We start from the raw sequence: 21,871 nt of genomic DNA on the forward strand, positions 1-21,871 counted from the left end.
GAAGGCCCGGCGCTGCGAAGCGGCCGGGCCTTTGTTTTTGTGCTGCCTTGCTGCGTGGCGGAGCTTACGCGTAGTCGATGCGCTCCACGCCCGACTCGGCGCCGAGCAGACAGAGATTCGCGCCGCGCGCCGCGAACAGTCCGACCGTCACGACGCCCGGCCATGCGTTGATGCTGGCTTCGAGGGCGCGGGGATCGTCGATGGAGAGGCCTTTCACGTCGATGATCTCGTTGCCGTTGTCGGTGATGAACGGCGCGCCGTCCTTTGTTACGCGCAGCACGGGCACGCCGCCGAGCGCCGCGAGCCGGCGGCCGATCGCGGTGCGCGCCATCGGCACGACTTCGACCGGCAACGGGAACGTGCCCATGACGGGCACGCGCTTGCTGGCGTCGGCGATGCACACGAACACGTCCGCGACCGACGCGACGATCTTCTCGCGCGTGAGCGCCCCGCCGCCGCCCTTGATCATGGCGCCGCTGGCGTCGATTTCATCGGCGCCGTCCACGTAGACCGGCAGCGACTCGATCTCGTTGAGGTCGAACACCTTGAAGCCGTGGCCTTCGAGCCGCGCGGTGGTGGCGAGCGAGCTCGACACGGCGCCGCGATAGCGCGCCTTCGAGCGCGCGAGCGCGTCGATGAAGCAGTTGGCCGTGGAGCCGGTGCCGACGCCGATGATCGCGCCTTCCGGCACGTTCGAGTTCACGTAGTCGGCGGCGGCCTGGCCGACCCGTTGCTTGAGTTCGTCTTGAGTCATGGGAGGGTGCTGCGCGAGAGGAGAAATTCGAATTTTATCGGACTGCGCGCAGGACGCATGCCGATCATGCCCAGCCGCGCAGGAAGCCGAGCGGATCGTGGCTGTGCGCCACCGACGCGATGTACGCGAACACCACGATGGCCAGCACGCCGTAGACGGCGCGCGCGCCCCGGGTGCGGCCGCGCTTGAGCGCCAGCGTGCCGAGCACGATATAGATGACGAGCCCCGCGATCTTCGCGCTGAGCCAGGCGGCGTTCGCGGAGAAGCCGATGATCGCGACTAGCCCGACTGCGCTCAGCAGCAGGAGCGTGTCGATGATGTGCGGCAGGACTTTGGCCGGGCGAGTGTGAAGCAGGCGTGAGCCGCTGAGCATCCAGATCCAGCGCAGCACGAATCCGGCGATGGCGAGGCCTGCGCAGGTCATGTGGAGCGTGCGCAGTGTGAGGAAGGTGTCGCCCATGGCGGATAGCGGAAAGCGGTTAGTGGTTGAAGTACTTGTCGAGCAGGGCCTGGGCGATGGCGTCACTTTCGGCGTCGGCGTTGCCCGCGTAGTCGGACGGCCGGAAATGCATCTGGAACGCGCTGAAGACGCGGCGCGTCCTGTCGTCGAGCACGCCGTCTGTGGCGACGTCGTAGCCGTAGCGCTTCAGCTTGTCCTGCAGCGCCTGCACGTCGGACGGCGCTTTCGGATCGCGGCCCGCGAGATGGGCGGCGACCGCGTCGGCATCGGGCCATGCGCCCACGCCGGCATCGTACAGCGTGCGCCAGGGAAAAAGCGGTCCTGGATCGATCTTGCGCTGCGGCGCGATGTCGCTATGACCGACGACGCGGGTCGGCGGAATCTGATAACGCGCGACGATGTCGCGGGAGAGCTTGACGAGGGCGTCGACTTGCGCGGGCGGATAGGGTTGCCACTTGCCGTCGCTGAGCGGACCTGTCGGACCTGTCGATTTTATAGGGCCGAGGTTGACGTTCTCGATGCCGATCGAGGACGCGTTCAGTTCGGTCGCGCCTTGCCATGAACTGACGCCCGCATGCCAGGCGCGCTTGTCTTCCGGAACCAGCTGATAAACGACCGGCTCGCCATGCTCGATGCACGGCGCATCGGGCACGACGTAATGGACGCTGACCTGATCGCCGGTGAGCACCGCGAGCGAGCCGGCTTCGTCGATCTCGGTGTAGTGCATCACGAGGAAACGGATGCGGGAGTCGGCGTTTTTGGCGGGGTGGGTCAGGTCGGCGATGTAGGTGCCGCGGTCGAGGTGGGTGGGGGTGCAGGCGGACAGCGCCAGGGCGGCGCAACCGAGCGCAAGACCGGCAGAACGCAGAAGCATCCCCACGTTACTTCTTCACCCCCCTCTGCCTCACCGCCTCAAACAAACACACCCCGCTCGCCACCGACACATTGAGACTTTCAACCGTCCCCGCCATCGGGATATTCATGATCTCGTCGCAGGTTTCGCGCGTGAGCCGGCGCATCCCCTCGCCTTCCGCGCCCACCACGATCGCCACCGGGCCGTCCAGTTTCGTCTCGTACAGCGACGCCGTCGCCTCGCCCGCCGTGCCGATCACCCACACGCCCGCATCCTTCAGTTCGCGCAGCGCCCGCGCCAGATTCGTCACCGTGATGTACGGCACGCTCTCGGCCGCGCCGCTCGCCACCTTCGCTGCCGTCGCGTTCAAGCCCGCCGACCGGTCGCGCGGCGCGATCACCGCATGAGCGCCCGCCGCATCCGCGACGCGCAGGCACGCGCCGAGATTGTGCGGATCGGTCACACCGTCCAGCACCAGCAGCAAGGGCGTGCCCGAAATGCCGTCGAGCAGCTCGGCCAGGTTCTGCGCGAGCGGCAGGTCATTCGCGCGCGCCACCACGCCCTGATGCTGGATGTTGCCCGCCAGCCCCCAGAGACGCGACTCGTCCGCCGCGATCAGCCGCACGCCGGCTTCCTTCGCGGTCCGCAGGAAGTCCTGCATGCGCCGATCCTTGCGCGTCGGGTCGTACAGCACCTCCTCGATCGACGATGCATCCGCCCGCAAACGTGCGGTGACTGCGTGAAATCCGTAGAGAACCTTGAGACGTGACATGACTGATTCGAACCTTCGCTGAAAACTTTAAAAGCACGACGCGGCCCGAAGCACGAAGCATCGGACCGCGCGTAATGTGTCGCAGCGCGAATGGCGCGAACGGCGCGCCGCTCGCCGGGACCGTCAGCGCTTCTTGCGCGCCGGCCGCCCCTGCGACGCCGATTTCGACGCCGCGCCACGCTTCTTCGCCGCACCGCCGCGGGCGCCGGCCGCCAGCGCCGCACCCTTGTTCGTGCCGCCGCGGGTACGCGTGCCGGGCACGGCGTCGTCGTCGGACAGCGCGTCGGAAAGCGGCCGCACGCGCGCACCTGAGCCACCACCGCCCGCCGCATCGCTCACCGCCGCCGCCGAACGCGCCGGCGGCTTGACCGGCGCGTCGCGCACGAGACGGAAGTCGATCTTGCGCGCATCGAGATCGACACGGCTCACCTGCACGCGCACGCGATCCGACATGCGATAGCGAATGCCCGTGCGCTCGCCGCGCAGCTCGTTCTTGATCTCGTCGTACTGGAAGTAATCCGAGCCGAGCTCCGTGACATGCACGAGCCCTTCGATGAACAGCGAATCCAGCTGCACGAAAATGCCGAACGACGTCACGCCGTTCACCATGCCGCCATATTCCTCGCCGAGCTTGTCGCGCATGAAGTAGCACTTGAGCCAGGCTTCGACGTCGCGCGAGGCTTCGTCGGCGCGGCGCTCGTTCGACGAGCAATGCAGCCCCAGCTCTTCCCAGATCGCGACGCTGTTGCGCGCACGGCCGCGCGCCGTGTCGTCGGCCTTCTGCATTTCGCGCGCGGCCTTCGTGAGACCCGTGCTCAGGAACACCTCGTGGCCGATCTCCGGCAGATACTTCTTGCCCTGCAGGATGGCGTAGATGGCGCGATGCGTGAGCAGGTCGGGATAACGGCGAATCGGGCTCGTGAAGTGCGCATACGCCTCGTACGCCAGACCGAAGTGACCGATGTTGTCCGGGCTGTACACGGCTTGCTGCATCGAACGCAGCACCATCGACTGGAGCATCTGCGCGTCGGGCCGGTCGCGGATCTGCGCGATCAGCGCGGCGTAGTCGCTCGCGTGCGGCTTGGCGCCGCCGGTCAGCGTCAGTCCGACGCCGCGCAGGAACGTGCGCAGGTTCTCCAGCTTCTCTTCGGTCGGCCCGGCATGCACGCGGTACAGGCCCGGATGCTTGTTGCGCTTCAGAAAATCCGCCGCGCAGACGTTTGCCGCCAGCATGCATTCCTCGATCAGCCGATGCGCGTCGTTGCGATGACGCGGCACGATCTGCTCGATCTTGCCCTGCGAATTCACGACGATATACGTCTCGGTCGTATCGAAGTCGATCGCACCGCGCTTCTGCCGCGCCGCGTGCAGCGACTTGTAGACGCCATGCAGGTTCTGCAGCTGCGGAAGGATGTCGGCGCGCTTCGCGGCTTCCGGTCCCTTGGTGTTGGTGAGCACCGCCGCGACTTCGGTATAGGTGAGCCGCGCCGCCGAATGCATCACGCCCGGATAGAACTGATAGGCCTTGATCTCGCCGCGCGCGGTGATGACCATGTCGCACACGAGCACACAGCGATCGACCTGCGGATTCAGCGAACACAATCCGTTCGACAGCTTCTCCGGCAGCATCGGAATCACGCGGCGCGGGAAGTACACCGACGTGCTGCGGTCGAGCGCATCGACGTCCAGCGCTTCGTTCGCGCGCACGTAATGCGAGACATCGGCGATGGCCACCAGCAGGCGAAAACCCTGGCCGCGTCCGACCGTGACCGGCTCGCAATACACGGCGTCGTCGAAGTCGCGCGCGTCTTCGCCGTCGATCGTGACGAGCGGCACGTCGCGCAGATCCACACGATGGCGGATGTCCACCGGCCGCACTTCGTCCGGCAGCTTGGCGGCCTGCGCGAGCGCGGCGTCGCTGAACTCGTGCGGCACGCCATACTTGCGCACGGCAATCTCGATCTCCATGCCGGGATCGTCGATATCGCCGATCACCTCGACCACCCGTCCCAGCGGCTGCGAATGCCGGCTCGGGAAATCCGTCAGGTCGACGGACACCACCTGCCCGACCTTCGCCTTCTTCGGGTTCTGCGTGATGAGAATGTCGTGGCCGATGCGCTTGTCTTCAGGCACGAGAATCAGCGCGCCGTTCTCGTTGATGAGCCGCCCGATGATGCGCTTGTTGGCGCGATCCGTGACCTCGACGATATGCCCTTCCGGACGCCCGCGACGGTCATAGCCGACGATGCGCGCCAGCACGCGGTCGTTGTGCATGACCTTCTGCATTTCGCCGTTGGGCAGGAAGAGATCGTCCTGGCCGTCGTCGCGAATCAGGAAGCCGAAGCCGTCGCGATGGCCCTGCACGCGGCCCGCAACGAAGTTCGACGGATGAGTGAGTTGATAGTGGCCACGCTTGTCGAGCCGGATTTGCCCGTCTCGTTCCATGGCCGCCAGGCGCTTGAAAAATCCTTCACGCTCCTGGCGTTTGATCGACAGCGCCTCGGCGATGTCGTTCGCGGCATGCGGAGTCTCGCTCGTGCGCAGCACGCCGAGAATCTCTTCGCGGCTGGGAATCGGATACGGATATTTGCTCAAGGGCTTGATCGTGTTGTTCTCGTTGGGCTGGAAAGTCGGCCGTCGTGTGTTGCCGTTCGCGCCTGCATTGTTCGCTTGCTCGTTCGCCTGCAGCGTTCGTCTGATTCTAACACCCGCCATTCAGACGCCACTGACCTCCCCGCCCGCTCCACGGCGCCCGGCAAGGCTGCGGACGTCGATGGCATAAACGCTTGACAGACTCGTTACGGTCGATATAATTGCGTTCTCTGCTGTTGAGCAACCCGCCAAAAACGGTCTGCACCAACGAATTGAAGAAATTGAAGCAGAGCACACCCTTGCCCAGGTGGCGGAATTGGTAGACGCACTAGGTTCAGGTCCTAGCGGTGGCAACACCGTGGAGGTTCGAGTCCTCTCTTGGGCACCAGATGTTTGAAAAAGCCACCTTTGGGTGGCTTTTTCTTTTTATGCAGGGATCGTGTTTCCGGACGGCTTCAGGTGGGTGCTTCAGGTGGTTTTTTGAACATCTCCAGTTGTCAGACTTTTCGGTTGACACGGTTTCGGTTCCCGCTAAAATAGCGGGCTCGCTGTACCCCTTGGCCCAGGTGGCGGAATTGGTAGACGCACTAGGTTCAGGTCCTAGCGGTGGCAACACCGTGGAGGTTCGAGTCCTCTCCTGGGCACCAAGGTCCTCTTTCGCGAGACGCTGATCGAAGCGCATCGCACGCAAAAACCCCACGCACTGACGTGGGGTTTTTCGTTTCCGGCTCTGCTTTGCAGCCCGGATCTGAGCGCGTCACCCCTCTTCCCTATTTCAGTCGGAATTTAATTCACGATTTTCACCGTGAAAATCATGATGAACGGTTCCGTTTTCCAATTCAATTCAATTCACCCGATTAACCCCAGCATCTGATTTAGAAGGTTTCATCGATTGACACTGAAAACCGCCTTTATCAGAATCCGGCTTCAGAACGATGACCGCTACAAGTCATTACGAAAAATCCTTAGTCAATGGCCACTTCCCAGACGCATGGGACGGATTTCTTTCGTCAGTGTCATCGATTAACGTTCGGAATAATAAATCTGACGTTCGCATTCGGCGAACGATATTGAAACATAAAAGAAGCGTCAGCCGATAATCGACGACGCGCTTAATCAATAAATAGAAAAACAGGAGACGTGGAATGGCGCTCCGCCATTTTAAGAACCGGTTCGCCTGTGTTGCCGCTCTCGCCACTCTGGCTTCGTGCAGCGACGGGAATGTCAGCCAACCCGCCGCCATCAACGTGCCGCAGTGTTCGGGATCCGCCTGCGGGGCGCAGGGGCAGCCCGTTTCCGCACCGACGAGCAACGCACAGCTGTGCCCGGCCGATCAGGCCATATCCGGCAACACGTATCTGGGTGGGGCTGGGAGCGGCGAGGTGGTGAGTCTCCATATCGACGCAACAGCGATGACCTACACGCTGAAGTGGCTGGAGTCGTCGGTGCCGCTGGCTGCGGGTACGCTGACGCCCACTCGAAAGGGCGTGACGATTTCCGGCAATCTGACCCATCCGCCCGCCGGCACGCTGCCGACCGCTCAACAGACCCGCTGCGCATTCGTGCTGATGCCTGGCAGCAGCGACTCCGGCTATTCCACGTCGAATGACTTCAATCAAGCCAATCCACCGACGATTCTTCTGGGCTTCGGCATCGCGGGAGGCGGCATTCCCGGCGCGACGATGGAATTCGACGGCTATTCGGCCATCGCGACGGTCGCGCAGAATCCCGGCTTACAGCAGTTCCTGGGTATTTTGACGAATGCGAACGATCTGCAAACCGCCAGCGCGTTCCTGAATAATGTGATCGCGCCGCCCTTCAGTTTCGCGGGAATCGCCTGGGCGTTAATCCGAGGAGGCTTTGGTGCGGTTGGAATTACTCCGGATCAATTGAACATGGTGCAGCAGGTCCTGATCGGGCTGCAAACACCGGCTGTACAGCAAACTCTGGTCGAGGTTCAAAGTACCCTGAATACCAATCCCCAGGCTCTGAATTCCTTATTGAACAGCAGCCTGAAAATCCCTTCCATGATCGGTGCGGTTCCGAACCGGCACGTCGATTTTTATCCGTTCCTCGGTTTCTCCAGTGTTTCGAATAATCCTGCGGACCTCCAGGGAACGTATAACGGCCTGCTATATCACGTCGTTCCGTCCGGCGGCTATGCAACCAGTGGCACGATCACCCACGAAACCTTTGATAAAGACGGACATTGCACCAGCACCAACGCCGTCAATACAAATTACACGTCGAGCGCCACTGGCTGCCTGACAACCGGCGGCGCCTGGGCCATCAACCCGACCGGCTATTTCGACAGCGCGGCGGCGCCCCAGATCGGCACGCAATTCAGTGCGCTCTTCAGCCCGTCCCAGATCCAGGCCACCGTTGCGACGATCAACGGCATAGTCGGCGGCTTGAGCAATCAAACGCTCATCGGACTTTCGGGAATCGTGGATCCGGCCGTGGTACCTGTCCTGCAGCAGACGGCCCAGGCCCTCGGCGGCACGATCCCCCTGCTCTCCGCGCTGACGCTGCCGAAGGCCGGCCTGATTGCATCGGCGCATATGGTTCTAGGCCAGCTGAACGGCGCAACCATTCCGGTCATTGTGCGAACCGGCCTCATGATTCCCGGCACCGCGCCTTACTTCACCAATGCACAGGTCGACGACGAATCCGGCATTGCCGTCCTGAGCCCCGCAACCGCGCTGAAGAGCGGCGCGATCGACGGCGCTTACGCCGGGGCCGACTCCAATTTCAAGTACACGGGAACGGTCATCAACGGCGCCGCCGGATCGTTCATCGACCCGACAAGCCAGCAGCCTGAAAGCGCATTCACGCTCGACTACGGGCAGTCGACGCCCGGCCTCATTCACCTTGCAGAGAGCGGCAATGCGCCGTACCAGGGCGACCTGATTACAGCAGGCGGCCTGTACGCGGCCTTGATTCAAGGCTCGGCGAACGGCGGCCTCGCGTCGACCTCGTCCGGAATCGGGATGGGCGCCGCCATCACACCGGCTGCGGCCTCGCCCTACTTCAGCGTAGGCGCGCTGTCCGGCGCGGCCGCCCAGCCCGGCAATCCATAAGAAGACAGGCGCTTTCGAACGGAAGCGCCGCGGAGGAGATCCATGAAAAACACCATCCGATCGACGATGGCGGGCGCCGCGCTTGTGCTCTCGGCGTGCGGAGGGGCGACCGACAACACGACGCCGCTAGTGCAGGCGTCACTGTGTCCGTCGTCGCTCGACTACGGGACGGTCTTCACGGGCGGTGCCGGCGACGGCGAACTGGTCAGGATCCAGCTCGACACCACCCGACTCACCTGGCAGGTCACCTATGTGGCATCACCGATCCCGCAAACGCCGGGCACCGTGGTGCCGACACGCGCAGGCACGCTCGATAGCGGCACGCTCACCCCGGAAACGCAGTTCGCGACGCAAAGTCTCAACCGCTGCGCGTACCGGCTGAATGGCGCGAGCCTCGATCCTGCACGGCCGGCGCGCGTGTTCGTCGGCGACGGCGTGGTCGGCGGCACCATTCCGGGCAAGGAGCTGGCGTACGCGGGCAACGACGGCGCGGGCGCCATCCCTGACACGACCTTTCCCTACTTCCCGTTCATCGGGTTTGCGACGCTCGATACGAATCTGGCCGACATCACCGGAACGTACAACCAGATCGGCTACGCCCAGGTGCTCTCGCAGAACTTTGCGCCGACGACCATCAACGCCAGCGTGACGATCAATCCGGACGGCAGCTGGTCGCGCTGCGACACGACAGGCCTCTATGCCGGCACATGCAGACAGCCGGGCACGAACCTGACGGCTTCCTCGAACGGCAGCGGCGCGTTCGAGACGGATCACTACCAGGGGCAGATCCAGCCGACGCTGGCGCCGGTGGCGCAGGCGAAGGGCTACCTGATCGTCGGCACGTTGCGCGGCCAGCGGGTGCCGATCATGATCCGCACCGGTGCGGCAAACCCGGGCACGCAGCCTGACGCGAACGGCGTCCCGCCCCTGACCGCCGACGACGAATCGGGCATTGCCATCCTGGCGCCGCAAACGAAGCTTGGCTCCGGCGCCCAGAACGGCGAGTACATCGGCGCCGACAGCCGGTTCGACTACCGCGCGACCGCGCTCGCCGACACACGGGCCACGCTGTTCGATCCGTTCAACGCGTCCCAGGCCTCGCTGGCGACCGTCCTGACGCTCGACTACACGCAGACGCTGCCGGGCGCGATCGGCACCACGCACGCGGATGCGGCCAGCGCAACGCCCACCGGCACGTTTCTTTTCACAGGAGGCGTGTTTGGCTTCCTGGACATGTCCACTCCCGCGTCGCCCTACTTCCTGATCGGCGCGTTCGTGCAGTGACGGGAACCCGGAGCCTCCGATGAAACGAATCTTCCATGCCGTGGCGTGTGCGGCGTTCCTGCTGCCCTGCATCGCGTCGGCACAAAGCGCGGGCAGCAACGTCGTGTCGCTGGGATGGCTGCATGCGTTTCCGCAAGACAGCAGCAGCTCGCTGACCACGTACGTCGCACCCACGCCGATGAACGGCGCGCTGGGCCTGCCGCCGTCGTTCAATTCCCCGGGCACGGGCTTAAGCGTCGGGCAGGCAGACACGCTCGGCATCACCTTCTCCCACTTTCTGACGGATCAGTTTGCCGTCACCGCATTGGCCGGCGTGCCGCCGAAGTTCCAGGTGTACGGAAGCGGCACGATTACCCCACCCGGCCCGGCAGGCACGCTGGGCACCCAGAACATCGGCCTCGGAGCGGTCAATCCCGTCGTGAAGTCCGCGCGCCTGTGGAGCCCGGCTGTCATCCTGCAGTATTACATCGGACAGCCAACTTCCCGATTCCGGCCCTTCCTCGGCGTCGGCGTCTCGTACAACTGGTTCAGCGACGTCCAGCTTGGCAACAACTTCATCGCGCAGACACGTAACACGCTGGGTCAGGTTCTGGCGGCGGGCGCAGGAAAACCCGGTCCGACGCAGGTGTCGGGCGATGCATCGTCGTCATGGCAGCCGGTGTTCAACGCGGGCTTCCTGTTCAACATCACGGAGCACTGGGGATTGCTTGCATCGCTGTCCTATATCCCGTTGAAAACCACCTCTTCGGTGACGATCAAGGCTGCCGACGGCACGACGCTCGCCGTATCCAAGTCCGACTTGAAGGCGGATCCCCTGATCACGTTTCTCGCCGTGTCCTACAAATTCTGAACAATCGGGAACTAGCGATGGCAAGCCGACTTCACTTCCTCAGACAGCACGGGCTGCTGGCATTGGCGTTATCGCTGCTGGTCGGATGCGGCAGCGGGTCCGGGTCGAACGACTCGTCTTCGAGCCCTTCGACCAATACCGGAGCCGCGGGAAGCAACGCCGCCACAACCGCTTCCAACGCGCCTCCACCCGTCATCAAGGTGCTGTCCGGCCGCGCGGATCTGGTGAGCGGCGGCGATGCCCTGATCGAACTGGACCTGCCGCAAGGCGCGGACGCACAGAACATCTATGTATCGCTGAACGGCATCGATGAGCGCAAGGCGTTCGCTTACGACGCCTCGGGCGCCTACATCGGGCTCGTGACCGGCTTGTCGCCGGGATCCAATACGTTATCGGTATCGGGACCGGGTTTCACGACGGCGCAGCAGACCCTCATCGACCATTCCGCGGGTGGGCCGGTGTTCTCCGGGCCCCAGATTCAGCCCTGGCCCTGCCAGCCGGGAGCGACCGACGCCCAGTGCAACCAGGCGCCCATCTACAGCTGGCTCTATCTGTCGACCAATCCGTCACTGCAAGGGCTGCAACCCTACAACCCGGCCCGGCCGCCGCAGGATGTCGCCTCCGTCACGACTGAGCGGGGCGTGACGGTGCCGTTCATCGTCCGGCTGGAAACGGGCTATCAGGACCGCAGCCAGTATCAGATCGCGACGCTTTACCAACCGGCGCTGGCGTGGACCGCAATCAGCCCCCAGCCGCAATTCAATCGCACGCTGTATATCACGCACGGCAGTTCATGCGGGGTCTCCTTCGGCGAGTCTGCCAATCCATCGGTCGTCACGGATGGCTCGCTCGCCGCCAATGACAGCGTGCTGTATGCGCTGGGGAAAGGATTCGCCGTGCTGAGCACCGCACTGGCCAATAGCGGCATCGATTGCGATGTCGCCATTCAGGCTGAATCGCTCATCATGGCCAAGGAATATTTCATCAAGAACTATGGCCGCCTGCGCTACACCATCGGGATAGGCGGCTCTGGCGGTTCCCTGGCCGAGCAATGGATTCAAAATGCCTATCCCGGCGTGTATCAGGCGTTGCTGGCGTCCGCCGCATTCCCCGATGCCTGGGGGTCCGCCGCGCAGTTCGCGGATAACCACCTGTTGCTGCGCTATTTCGGCCAGAACGGCGTCAGTGCCAGCGGAGTCCCCTGGAGCCCGCTAGCCCAGCAGGCTGTCTACGGCGATTCCGGCAGCCGGTGGGGTACGCAGGACGTCGCAAACGCAGCGTACATACTGAGCATTATCACGCCAACAGCGCTTACTTCGTCGCTGGTCGGTCTGGCGGGAAGCAGTGCTGTCCCTGCGAACGTCGATCAGAATATTTTCTTGACGGATCTTGTTTTGTTCCCGGCCGTCTATCCGGATGGCATCCCTGCTTCGCCAACCGCGAGCGGTTCATGCGCGGGAATCAACAACCCTGCCGTCATCTTCAAAGCGGACACCAACCCCGGCGGCGTTCGATGCAGCATCACCGATCTGGCCGCGAACATCTTCGGCCTGCGTGCGCAAAGCGTCTGGTCGGCGGCCGAACAAGCGCTGGGTCACGGTTTCGCGGGCCGTCCGTACGACAACGTCGGGGTACAGTACGGATTGAGCGCGCTTCAGGACGGTGCGATATCGCCGGCGCAGTTTCTCGATCTCAATCAGAACATCGGCGGCCTGGACATCAATGGCGCTCCCACTGCAACGCGCGTGACGGCGGACGAGCCGGCGCTCCAGAATGCCTATCGGGCAGGCATGATCAACGAAGCCAATCACCTGGGCGCTACACCGATCGTGGATTGCCTCGGCCCCAACGCGGCTGGCCACGACACCTCGCGCACGTTCGCGCTTCGAGCTCGCCTGGATCACGCGTTCGGGAATCACGCCAATCATGTGATATTCGGCGGTCCAGCCTTTTTTTACGGTGACGCGACCTGCTTTCTGGAAGCGTTCAAGACGCTGGAAACCTGGCTGAACAACATCGAGGCCGACGCCAGTGCGCTATCGCTCGCGCAGAAAGTGTCGGCGGACAAGCCCGCGAACGCCGTGGACAGCTGCTTCGATGCAAGCGGCAACCTTCAGCCTGGGCTGTGCAGCAACAGCGTCATACCGGTCTATCAGACGCCGCGCATCGTGGCGAGGCAGTCCGTTGCGATGGATGTCAACAAGTGCGGGCGCAAGTCGCTGAACCGGTCGGACAATTACGGTCCGATTCCATTCAGCGATCAGCAATGGGCCCAGATGCAGGCGATCTTCCCTTCCGGGATCTGCGATTTCTCCCAGCCCGGCGTCGATCAGACCGGTACCGTTCCGTGGATGACGTATCAGAACCAGGACGAATCGGTGATCTATGGCGGCCAGGCGATGCCTGCCGCTGACCGGAACTGGAGCGGCGGCTGGGCCAGCCCGGCATTCGCCCTGTCTCTGTATTAATGACGAGTTTTGCCAGTATCCAAACCAGCGTCACATTCAGAGACTCTTCAGAATCTTGCATATCTCGGGATGTTTTCTTTCATTAATGATTCACGCACTCACCGAAATCAACGAAACTGAATCACTCGTGTATTAATTGATTCAGATTCACTGCCAGTCTGCTCCAAACAAGAGCAGTTTGATCAAGCATGAGTTGGCCGGCCGCCGTAGACTCGCCGTTGCGCGGGGCCGGTGAGCCGTCGCGCCTGCGGGCGGCGCATATATTGCTGCGTCGCTCTCTGTTGATCTGCCAATTCGATTCAAACAATTCCAACGGAGCACGTGGCAATGAACTGGACGCGCGAACAGAGAAACGTAACGATCGCCGCTTATCTGGGCTGGACGCTCGACGCATTCGATTTCTTCCTGATGGTTTTCGTATTGAAAGACATCGCCGCCGAATTCAATACGAAAATCCCCGACGTCGCATTCGCCATTACGCTGACGCTGGCCATGCGCCCGCTCGGCGCGCTGATATTCGGACGCCTCGCCGACAAGTTCGGCCGCCGCCCGACACTGATGGTCAACATCGCGATCTATTCGATGCTGGAGCTGCTCTCCGGCCTCTCGCCCAACCTGATGACACTGCTGGTCCTGCGTGCGCTGTTCGGCATCGCGATGGGCGGCGAATGGGGCGTCGGTTCCGCGCTGACCATGGAAACCGTGCCGCCTTCGGCGCGCGGCTTCGTGTCCGGCCTGCTGCAGGCGGGCTATCCCAGCGGCTACCTGCTGGCCTCGATTGTTTTCGGCGTGCTGTACCAGTTCGTGGGCTGGCGCGGCATGTTCTTCGTCGGCGTGATCCCGGCCCTGCTCGTGCTCTACATCCGCGCGCATGTTCCCGAATCCCCCGCCTGGCGCGCGATGGAAAAGCGCCCGCGCCCGAGCCTCATCGCCACGCTCAAGCGGAACTGGACGCTGTCGCTCTATGCAATCGTGCTGATGACCGCGTTCAACTTCTTCTCGCACGGCACGCAGGATCTCTATCCGACCTTCCTGCGCGAGCAGCATCATTTCGATCCGCACACCGTGTCGGTCATCACGATCGTGCTCAACATCGGCGCGATTGTCGGCGGGCTGTTCTTCGGGTCGCTGTCCGAGAAGATCGGGCGGCGTCTGACGATCTTCATCGCCGCACTTATCGCGTTGCCGGTGCTGTACCTCTGGGCCTTCTCGACGACGCCGGTCATGCTGGCGATCGGCGCGTTCCTCATGCAGATCTCCGTGCAGGGCGCGTGGGGCGTGATTCCCGTGCACCTGAACGAGATCTCCCCCGACGAGATTCGCGCGACCTTCCCCGGACTCGTCTATCAGCTCGGCAACCTGCTTGCCGCCGTCAATGCGACGATGCAGGCTGAGATCGCCACATCGCACGGCAACAACTACGGCATGGCCATGGCGATTGTCGCGGGCGTGGTCGCGGTGGTGATCGCGGGGCTCATCTTCTTCAGCCGCGAACGCAGGGGTATCGACATGACGCGATCGGCGGAAAGCGCGGGCGCCGGCAGCTAGACGCTGCGCGCAATGCGGGATCGACCAGGCGCGCGGACCTTATCCGCGCACCTCGCCCCTTCCGATCACTGCTATGCCTTGATCTCACCCTTGAGCGCGAGCGTCCGCAGGCTCTGAAACGCGCTGTCCTCGTGCGCATGAGCGGCACACGCCTCCCGCTCGCGTCGCAGGCGGTTCAGGATGCGTTCGGGCACGCCGAGTTCCTGGCAGATCGCAGCCGGCGGGATGGCCTGCTCCAGACAGACGAGTCCGATGTACCTCCCGACCGACGTCAGGCGTCCTCCAGGATCCCGGTACAGCGAGAAGCCGCTCGCGCAGCCCGCGGCCTGGATCGTCGCGATCAGCGATTCGTCCAGCGGCACGCGCAGGTAACGGCATGCGCCGTTCGTCCCGAAGAAAATATAGAGCACGTAACCCTGCATGCAGGCCCAGTCCGGAAACGTGGCTTCAACCGGAACAGCGCCTATGTTTAGCCTCTCCAAGTGATCGAGATGGTTCGAGTTCAACTATGCTCCTCCAACCACGTGCACGTGCAGGTGGTCGCAACTAGAAGCACTCCGAGTTGTGACTGGCTGTGGTGGACTCCGGCAAGATGAACCCACAGCGCCCTTTTGATCCCCGCTCCGCGCGGGGATCGATATCGACGGCGGCACACCGGCCTTCGAGGCCATGCGCGAGACCGAAACGCACCCATTCTTGCTCGCCCGGTCCCAACTCGAAACGCGAAATTTCCCCATTTTGAGTTTTTCAGAGTTATCGCAGCCTGGAGCGGCATACCTCCCGATCAAGCCTCTGCCTGACCACTGGCTTCCACGCTGTTCATCTGTTTAGAGGCACGCATCAACACGGACGGCACGTGACGTGCTGCTTCCATCGACATGGAGAGCCTCGTGCCCGAGGCTTCTGGTCCCGGAGGCCGTGATGCTGGCTCTGTACGTCGTCATCTTCCTGCTGCTTACCGGCGCGCTGACGTTCTGCCGCGCACCCGCGCTCGTGTGGCTTGCGGCATTCGCACTCTGGGTCGGCGCGGGTCCCTTGACCAGCGTGACGGGAATGGCGGCAGCGGCATTGCTGGCCATCGTCTTCGTGCTGCCCGCACTGCTGCTGGCGATCCGCCCGCTGCGCCGCGCGCTGCTCAGCCGGCACGTGTTCGCCGTGTTCCGCCGCATCCTGCCGGACATGTCCTCGACTGAGCGCGATGCCATCGAAGCCGGCACGGTCTGGTGGGACGCCGAGCTGTTCTCCGGACGCCCGCACTGGGATGCGTTGCTCGCGCACGGCGCGCCGACGCTCACGCCTGAGGAACAAAGCTTCATCGACAACGAATGCGCGCGTCTTTGCGAACTCGCCAACGACTGGGACACCACGGCGGTCTGGCAGGATCTGTCGCCGCAGGCATGGCAGTACGTGAAGGAGCAAGGCTTCCTCGGCATGATCATTCCGAAGCGCTATGGCGGAAAGGCCTTCTCGGCGTATGCGCATTCGCAGGTCATCATGAAGCTGTCGACGCACTCATCGGCGGCTGCCGTCTCCGTGATGGTCCCGAACTCGCTCGGCCCGGCCGAACTCCTGCTGCACTACGGCACCGAGGAACAGAAGAACCACTATCTGCCGCGGCTCGCGCGCGGCGAAGAGATTCCCTGCTTCGCGCTGACGAGCCCCTATGCCGGCTCCGATGCCGCCGCGATTCCCGATGTCGGCATCGTGTGCCGCGGGCTGCACGAAGGACGCGAGACGCTCGGTTTCCGCGTCACCTGGAACAAGCGCTACATCACGCTGGGCCCGATCGCCACCGTGCTCGGCCTCGCGTTCCGCGCGCTCGACCCGGAGCATCTGCTCGGTCCCGACGACGCGCCCGGCATCACCTGCGCGCTGATCCCGACGCGTCATCCGGGTGTGCATATCGGCCGGCGCCACTGGCCGTTGAACGCGGTCTTCCAGAACGGACCGAACTGGGGCACCGACGTCTTCATCCCGCTCAACTGGGTCATCGGCGGACGTGCGCAGGTGGGCCGCGGCTGGCGCATGTTGATGGAGTGCCTGGCCGCGGGCCGGGCGATCTCGCTGCCGTCGTCGAATGTCGGCATGGCGAAGCTCGCGGTGCGCGGCACCGGCGCCTACGCGGCGGCGCGGCGCCAGTTCCGCATGCCGGTCGGGCGCTTCGAGGGCATCCAGGAAGCGCTCGGCCGCATGGGCGGCAATCTCTACGTGATGGACGCCGCGCGCCGCCTGTCGGCGCAGGCGGTAGATCTCGGCGAGAAACCGTCGGTCATCTCCGCGATCGCGAAATATCACATCACCGAGCGCGCCCGCAAGGTCATCAACGACGGCATGGACGTCGTCGCGGGCAAGGGCATCTGCATGGGGCCGTCGAACTTCCTGGCGCGCGCCTACCAGCAGATGCCGATCTCGATCACCGTCGAAGGCGCGAACATCCTGACGCGCTGCCTGATCATCTTCGGCCAGGGGGCGATCCGCTGCCATCCTTACGTGCTCAAGGAAATGGCCGCGGCGCGCGAGGCCGATCAGGCGCGCGCGCTGCACGCGTTCGATGACGCCTTCTTCGGCCACGCGAGCTTTCTCGCGTCCAACGCGCTGCGCAGTCTGGTGTACGCGTGCGGCGGCGGCGCGCTGATCCGCCGGCCGGTGCGCGCCGATGCGCGTCTCGCGCCGTACTATCGCGCGGCGACGCGGCTCTCGACGGCCTTCGCGTTGTGCGCCGATGTCTCCATGCTCGTGCTGGGCGGCGAGTTGAAGCGGCGCGAGCGTCTGTCCGCGCGGCTGGGCGACATCCTTTCGCAGCTCTATCTCGTCTCCGCGACGCTCAAGCGTTTCGAAGACGAAGGCCGCCCGGAAAGCGACCTGCCGCTGGTGCGCTGGGGCGTCGAGGATGCGCTGCATCAGGCGTGCATGGCGTTCGACGGCCTGCTCGCCAACACGCCCAACCGCGCCGCGTCCGGGTTCCTGCGCGCGCTGGCGTTTCCGTTCGGCCTGCCGCACGGACCCTGCGCCGATGCCCTCGGCAATGAAGTCGCGCGCCTGCTGCAAACGCCGGGCGAGGCGCGCGAGCGGCTGGTCGCGGGAGCGCACGTTTCGCCGAACGAGCACGATCCGATCGCGCGCGGCGAGAAACTGCTGGCGTTGACGCCCGCTGTCGCCGCCGTCGAAACCCGTCTGCGCGATGCCGTGAAAGCCGGCCAGATTGCCCCGCTGCCGCAGAGCCCGGAGGCCGTCGAGGCCTGGGCGCGGACGGCCGAGGCGCGCGGTCTGATCGATGCGGGCGAGCGGAGTCTGCTGGCCGAATGGGCCGTCCATGCACGCGAAGCCGTGAAAGTCGATGATTTTTCTGCAGACTTCGGTATCCTCGAAGCATTGCAGAAACGTCGCGAGGCGCTCGAACAACAGGCGCCCGAGACGATCGCCTGAACCGCGGCCCGTGCCCGTCGATCCAGGAGACCTCCTCCGCGCCGCCCGACGACCGAACGCCAATCGATGAAAGACCGCTACCTCGACTTCGTCAATTCGCCTTTCGGCATGAGCATTGCCCGCTCGCTCGGGCTGCCGCGTCCCTCCATGCTGCGTCGCCTGCGCCCCGGCGAGCCCGAATTCCATGGCCTTGCTGCAATCGGCGCGGGGCCATCACCCGCTCTCTTCGACGCCCTCATGAACGTGCTCGCTGCGCTCGGCATGACGGGCGTCGCGCACGCAAGCGCGGCCGGCTGGCTGCCGGTCGCCGCGCGCCACGGCGCGATGAGCGGACGCTTCGAGCCGCGCGCGAGCAGCGCGCGCGACGATGCCCGCACGGATGATCGCGTGCAGGCCTTGATCTTCGACGCGACCGGCATCGAGGACAGCAGCCAGCTTCACGCGGTGTATGCCTTCTTCCACGACGCGCTGCGCTCGCTTGCGAAAAGCGGACGCATCGTCGTGCTGGGGCGGCCGCCCGGGACCTGCACGAGCGTCGCCGCCAGCACTGCGCAACATGCGCTGGAAGGCCTGGTGCGCTCGCTCGGCAAGGAGGCGCGCAACGGCATCACGTCGAACCTGCTGCGCGTGGCCGAAGGTGCGGACCTCGAAGCCGCGCTGCGCTTCTTTCTCTCGCCGCGCTCCGCTTATGTGTCGGGACAGGTGGTCACGCTCGACGCTCCGTCCAACCCTTCCGCCGTACCTCTCGACTGGAGCAAACCGCTCGCGGGCCGGCGCGCGCTGGTGACGGGCGCGGCGCGCGGCATCGGCGCGGCGATCGCGGCGGTGCTGGCCGGGCATGGGGCGATCGTCACCGGGCTCGATGTCGAAGCCGCCCGCGACGCGCTCGACCAGACCATGCTGTCGATCGAAGACGCGTCGCCTTCGGGCGGCGCGCATGCAGCGCTCATCGCGGACATCGCCGCACCCGAGGCGCCCGAGGCCATCGCCGCCGCGCTGCGGGCAGCGGGCGGCATCGATATCGTCGTGCACAACGCGGGCATCACGCGCGACAAGACCATCGCGCGCATGAGCGCGGAACTGTGGGACAGCGTGATCGACATCAACCTGCTGGCGCAGGCGCGCATCGACGAGGCGCTACTCGCCGGAAACGTCCTGCAGCACGGCGGACGCATCGTCGCGGTGTCGTCGATCAGCGGCATCGCGGGCAATCGCGGCCAGACCAACTACGCGACCTCGAAAGCCGGCGTGATCGGCCGCGTGCATGCGATGGCGCCGCCACTCCGCGCGCGCGGCATCACGATCAACGCGGTGGCGCCAGGCTTCATCGAAACGCACATGACCGCGCGCATGCCGTTCAGCGTGCGCGAGGCCGGCCGGCGGCTCAATTCGATGGGCCAGGGCGGCCTGCCCGTCGATGTCGCCGAGACCGTCGCCTGGCTCGCGAGCCCGGGCAGCGCGGGCATCACGGGCAACGTGGTGCGCGTGTGCGGTCAGAGCCTGATCGGCGCGTGAGGAGCCAGCCCGCCATGCACGCACCGACCCTGCCGCGCGCCCGCACCGTCGTCGTCGAGACCTTGCCGCCGCCCGCCCGGCTCTACGGCCGCGCGCTGCCCGGCTTGTTCCGGCGCAGCCACGCGCCGCAACTGCCTGCCATCCGGCTGGTGCGGCCCGATGTCAAGCTCGACCCCGAGGCCATCGGCCGTTATGCGCGCGTCTGCGGCTTCATTCCTGAGCAGGGCGTGCCGCTCACCTTTCCGCACGTGCTGGCGTTTCCACTGCATCTGATGATGCTGACCGATCCGTCGTTTCCGTGGTCCGCGCTCGGCGTCGTGCATCTCTCGAACCGCGTGCACCTGCGCCGTCCGCTGATGGCGGGACAGGCGCTGCGCATCGAAGTCGAATGCGGGCCGCTGATGCCGCATCAGAAAGGTCAGGCCTTCTCGCTGCACACGCGCATTTTCCGGCGCGGCGAAGCCGTCTGGGACGGCGACAGCGTCTACCTGAAGCGCGGCGTGCGCAGCGCGAGCGCTCCTGACGCGCCGGATGCGGTCGAGGCAGTCGCCCGCCCGCTGCTTGCCCGCGAAGCGCGCTGGCAACTGCCGCCGCAACTCGGCCGCGATTATGCGAAAGCATCCGGCGACTTCAATCCGATCCACCTGCACATGCTCACGGCAAAGGCGTTCGGCTTTCCGCGCGCGATCGCCCACGGCATGTGGACGCTGGCGCGCACGCTCGCGGCGCTGCATCCGGTCAAGGCGCTGGCCGCCGGTCACGCGCACGGCGATTTCAAGACGCCGCTGTACCTGCCCGGCGAAGCGACGCTGTGGAGCGCGGCACCCTCGTCCGTCGCGCGCGATTTCGAAGTGCGCGATATCGCGGGCGATGTTCCGCATCTGCGCGGCCACTTCGAATGGGAGCTGCCATGAATGCCGTGCGCCGTGTCGCGATCATCGGCAGCAACCGGATTCCGTTTGCGCGCGCGAACACGGCGTATGCACAGGCGTCGAATCAGGACATGCTGAGCTTCGCGCTGCAAGGGCTGGTCGACCGCTTCGACCTGCACGGCATGCGCGCAGGCGAAGTCGCTGCGGGCGCGGTCGTCAAGCATTCGCGCGACTTCAACCTGACGCGCGAGGCGGCGCTCTCGACCACGCTGGCGCGGGAAACGCCCGCCTACGACGTGCAACAGGCTTGCGGCACCGGCCTCGAAACGGCGATCCTGGTCGCCAACAAGATCGCCCTCGGGCAGATCGAGATGGGCATCGCGGGCGGTGTCGATACGGCTTCCGACGCGCCCATCGCCGTGAACGAACGGATGCGGCGGATCCTGCTCGAAGCGCATCGCGGGCGCTCGGCGGGACAGCGCGTCGGCGCACTCGCGAAGCTCCGGCCCGGCATGTTCTTCAAGCCGCAATTGCCGCGCAACGCGGAGCCGCGCACCGGCCTCTCGATGGGCGAGCACTGCGAGCTGATGGCCAAGCGCTGGAAGATCTCGCGCGAGGCCCAGGACGCGCTCGCGCTGGAAAGCCACATGAAGCTGGCCGCGGCCTATGCGCGCGGGTTCTTCAACGACCTGATGACGCCCTACAAGGGACTCACGCACGACAACACGCTGCGGCCCGATCTGTCGTCCGACCGGCTCGCACAACTGAAGCCTGTCTTCGACCGCGACGCCGGCACGCTGACCGCGGGCAATTCGACGCCGCTCACCGACGGCGCCTCGGCGGTGCTGCTCGCGTCCGAGCAATGGGCCGCCGAACGTGGGTTGCCGGTGCAGGCGTTCCTGAGTTTTTCGGCGACGGCGGCCGTCGATTTCTTCGACCAGCGCGAAGGCCTGCTGATGGCGCCCGCCTACGCAGTGCCGGCGATGCTGGCGCGCGCCGGCCTCACGCTGCAGGACTTCGACTTCTACGAGATTCACGAAGCGTTCGCCGCGCAGGTGCTGTGCACGCTCGCCGCATGGGAAGACGACGAATACTGCCGCACCGCGCTGGGCCTGGACGGCCCCCTCGGCGCGATCCCGCGCGAGCGTCTCAACGTGAACGGCAGCTCGCTTGCGACCGGCCATCCGTTTGCGGCGACGGGCGGACGCATCGTGGGCACGCTCGCGAAGATGCTGGCCCACGCGCCGCCGCGTGCCGACGGCCAGCCGCTGTGCGGCCTGATCTCGATTTGCGCGGCAGGCGGCCAGGGCATCGTGGCGATACTGGAACGTTGATTAGCACGTAGCAAAAGCAGCAGCAAAAATAAAAGGCGCGGCGGATCAGGCGCGCCAACGGAG

15 protein-coding genes and 2 tRNA genes are annotated in these 21,871 nt (G+C 64.9%); 11 read left to right on the forward strand and 6 right to left on the reverse strand.

The window, feature by feature from the left end:
- Positions 1–64: 64 nt before the first annotated feature.
- From rpiA to rnr, 5 genes are all read right to left on the reverse strand, one after another.
- Positions 65–754, reverse strand: coding sequence for a ribose-5-phosphate isomerase RpiA (gene rpiA / locus QCE83_RS08050; protein WP_309808542.1), 690 nt, complete (start codon positions 752–754; stop codon positions 65–67).
- Between the two features lie 64 nt (positions 755–818).
- Positions 819–1,214 (reverse strand): SirB2 family protein, encoded by a 396-nt coding sequence (locus tag QCE83_RS08055; protein WP_309808543.1) that lies wholly within the window; start codon positions 1,212–1,214, stop codon positions 819–821.
- A 19-nt stretch (positions 1,215–1,233) separates the two neighbouring features.
- Entirely contained in the window at positions 1,234–2,088 is an 855-nt protein-coding gene (locus QCE83_RS08060) for an N-acetylmuramoyl-L-alanine amidase (RefSeq protein WP_309808544.1), read from the reverse strand.
- 7 nt (positions 2,089–2,095) lie between these two features.
- Positions 2,096–2,839 carry a 23S rRNA (guanosine(2251)-2'-O)-methyltransferase RlmB gene (gene rlmB / locus QCE83_RS08065; protein ID WP_035970564.1) on the reverse strand — a complete coding sequence of 248 codons (744 nt, stop codon included), beginning with the start codon at positions 2,837–2,839 and terminating at the stop codon, positions 2,096–2,098.
- A 123-nt stretch (positions 2,840–2,962) separates the two neighbouring features.
- Positions 2,963–5,554 carry a ribonuclease R gene (rnr, locus tag QCE83_RS08070; RefSeq protein ID WP_404984314.1) on the reverse strand — a complete coding sequence of 864 codons (2,592 nt, stop codon included), beginning with the start codon at positions 5,552–5,554 and terminating at the stop codon, positions 2,963–2,965.
- Positions 5,555–5,732: 178 nt separating this feature from the next.
- Between rnr and QCE83_RS08075 the strand changes: the two genes are divergently transcribed.
- From QCE83_RS08075 to QCE83_RS08105, 7 genes are all read left to right on the forward strand, one after another.
- Positions 5,733–5,819, forward strand: a tRNA-Leu gene (locus QCE83_RS08075).
- 172 nt (positions 5,820–5,991) lie between these two features.
- Positions 5,992–6,078: transfer RNA gene (locus tag QCE83_RS08080), tRNA-Leu, on the forward strand.
- 498 nt (positions 6,079–6,576) lie between these two features.
- The gene (locus QCE83_RS08085; RefSeq protein WP_309808545.1) at positions 6,577–8,511 is read left to right on the forward strand and encodes a DUF2957 domain-containing protein; all 1,935 of its coding nucleotides are present in this window, start codon (positions 6,577–6,579) and stop codon (positions 8,509–8,511) included.
- A 42-nt stretch (positions 8,512–8,553) separates the two neighbouring features.
- A complete protein-coding gene (locus QCE83_RS08090; protein ID WP_309808546.1) occupies positions 8,554–9,795 on the forward strand; it encodes a DUF2957 domain-containing protein in 1,242 nt (413 codons plus the stop codon).
- A 19-nt stretch (positions 9,796–9,814) separates the two neighbouring features.
- On the forward strand, positions 9,815–10,645 hold the full coding sequence (locus QCE83_RS08095; RefSeq protein ID WP_309808547.1) for an OmpW family outer membrane protein: 831 nt from the start codon (positions 9,815–9,817) through the stop codon (positions 10,643–10,645).
- Between the two features lie 17 nt (positions 10,646–10,662).
- The gene (locus QCE83_RS08100; protein WP_309808548.1) at positions 10,663–13,113 is read left to right on the forward strand and encodes a DUF6351 family protein; all 2,451 of its coding nucleotides are present in this window, start codon (positions 10,663–10,665) and stop codon (positions 13,111–13,113) included.
- A gap of 321 nt (positions 13,114–13,434) precedes the next feature.
- Positions 13,435–14,661: an MFS transporter gene (locus tag QCE83_RS08105; protein ID WP_309808549.1), complete on the forward strand. Its 1,227-nt coding sequence runs from the start codon at positions 13,435–13,437 to the stop codon at positions 14,659–14,661.
- A gap of 71 nt (positions 14,662–14,732) precedes the next feature.
- Here the strand turns inward: QCE83_RS08105 and QCE83_RS08110 are convergent, their stop codons facing one another.
- Complete coding sequence (locus tag QCE83_RS08110; protein WP_309808550.1) at positions 14,733–15,083, reverse strand: hypothetical protein; 351 nt, start codon at positions 15,081–15,083, stop codon at positions 14,733–14,735.
- 499 nt (positions 15,084–15,582) lie between these two features.
- Here QCE83_RS08110 and QCE83_RS08115 point away from each other — a divergent pair, with 499 nt between their 5' ends.
- From QCE83_RS08115 to QCE83_RS08130, 4 genes are all read left to right on the forward strand, one after another.
- Positions 15,583–18,087, forward strand: coding sequence for an acyl-CoA dehydrogenase (locus QCE83_RS08115; protein WP_404984318.1), 2,505 nt, complete (start codon positions 15,583–15,585; stop codon positions 18,085–18,087).
- Positions 18,088–18,153: 66 nt separating this feature from the next.
- Positions 18,154–19,602, forward strand: a complete 1,449-nt coding sequence (locus QCE83_RS08120) for a 3-oxoacyl-ACP reductase (protein ID WP_309808551.1) — start codon at positions 18,154–18,156, stop codon at positions 19,600–19,602.
- Positions 19,603–19,616: 14 nt separating this feature from the next.
- Complete coding sequence (locus QCE83_RS08125; RefSeq protein ID WP_309808552.1) at positions 19,617–20,516, forward strand: MaoC/PaaZ C-terminal domain-containing protein; 900 nt, start codon at positions 19,617–19,619, stop codon at positions 20,514–20,516.
- Complete coding sequence (locus QCE83_RS08130; protein ID WP_309808553.1) at positions 20,513–21,808, forward strand: acetyl-CoA C-acetyltransferase; 1,296 nt, start codon at positions 20,513–20,515, stop codon at positions 21,806–21,808. Before QCE83_RS08125 ends, QCE83_RS08130 begins: the two co-directional genes overlap by 4 nt.
- Positions 21,809–21,871 lie beyond the last annotated feature (63 nt).

Source organism: Caballeronia sp. LZ034LL, assembly GCF_031451215.1.
GTDB lineage: Bacteria > Pseudomonadota > Gammaproteobacteria > Burkholderiales > Burkholderiaceae > Caballeronia.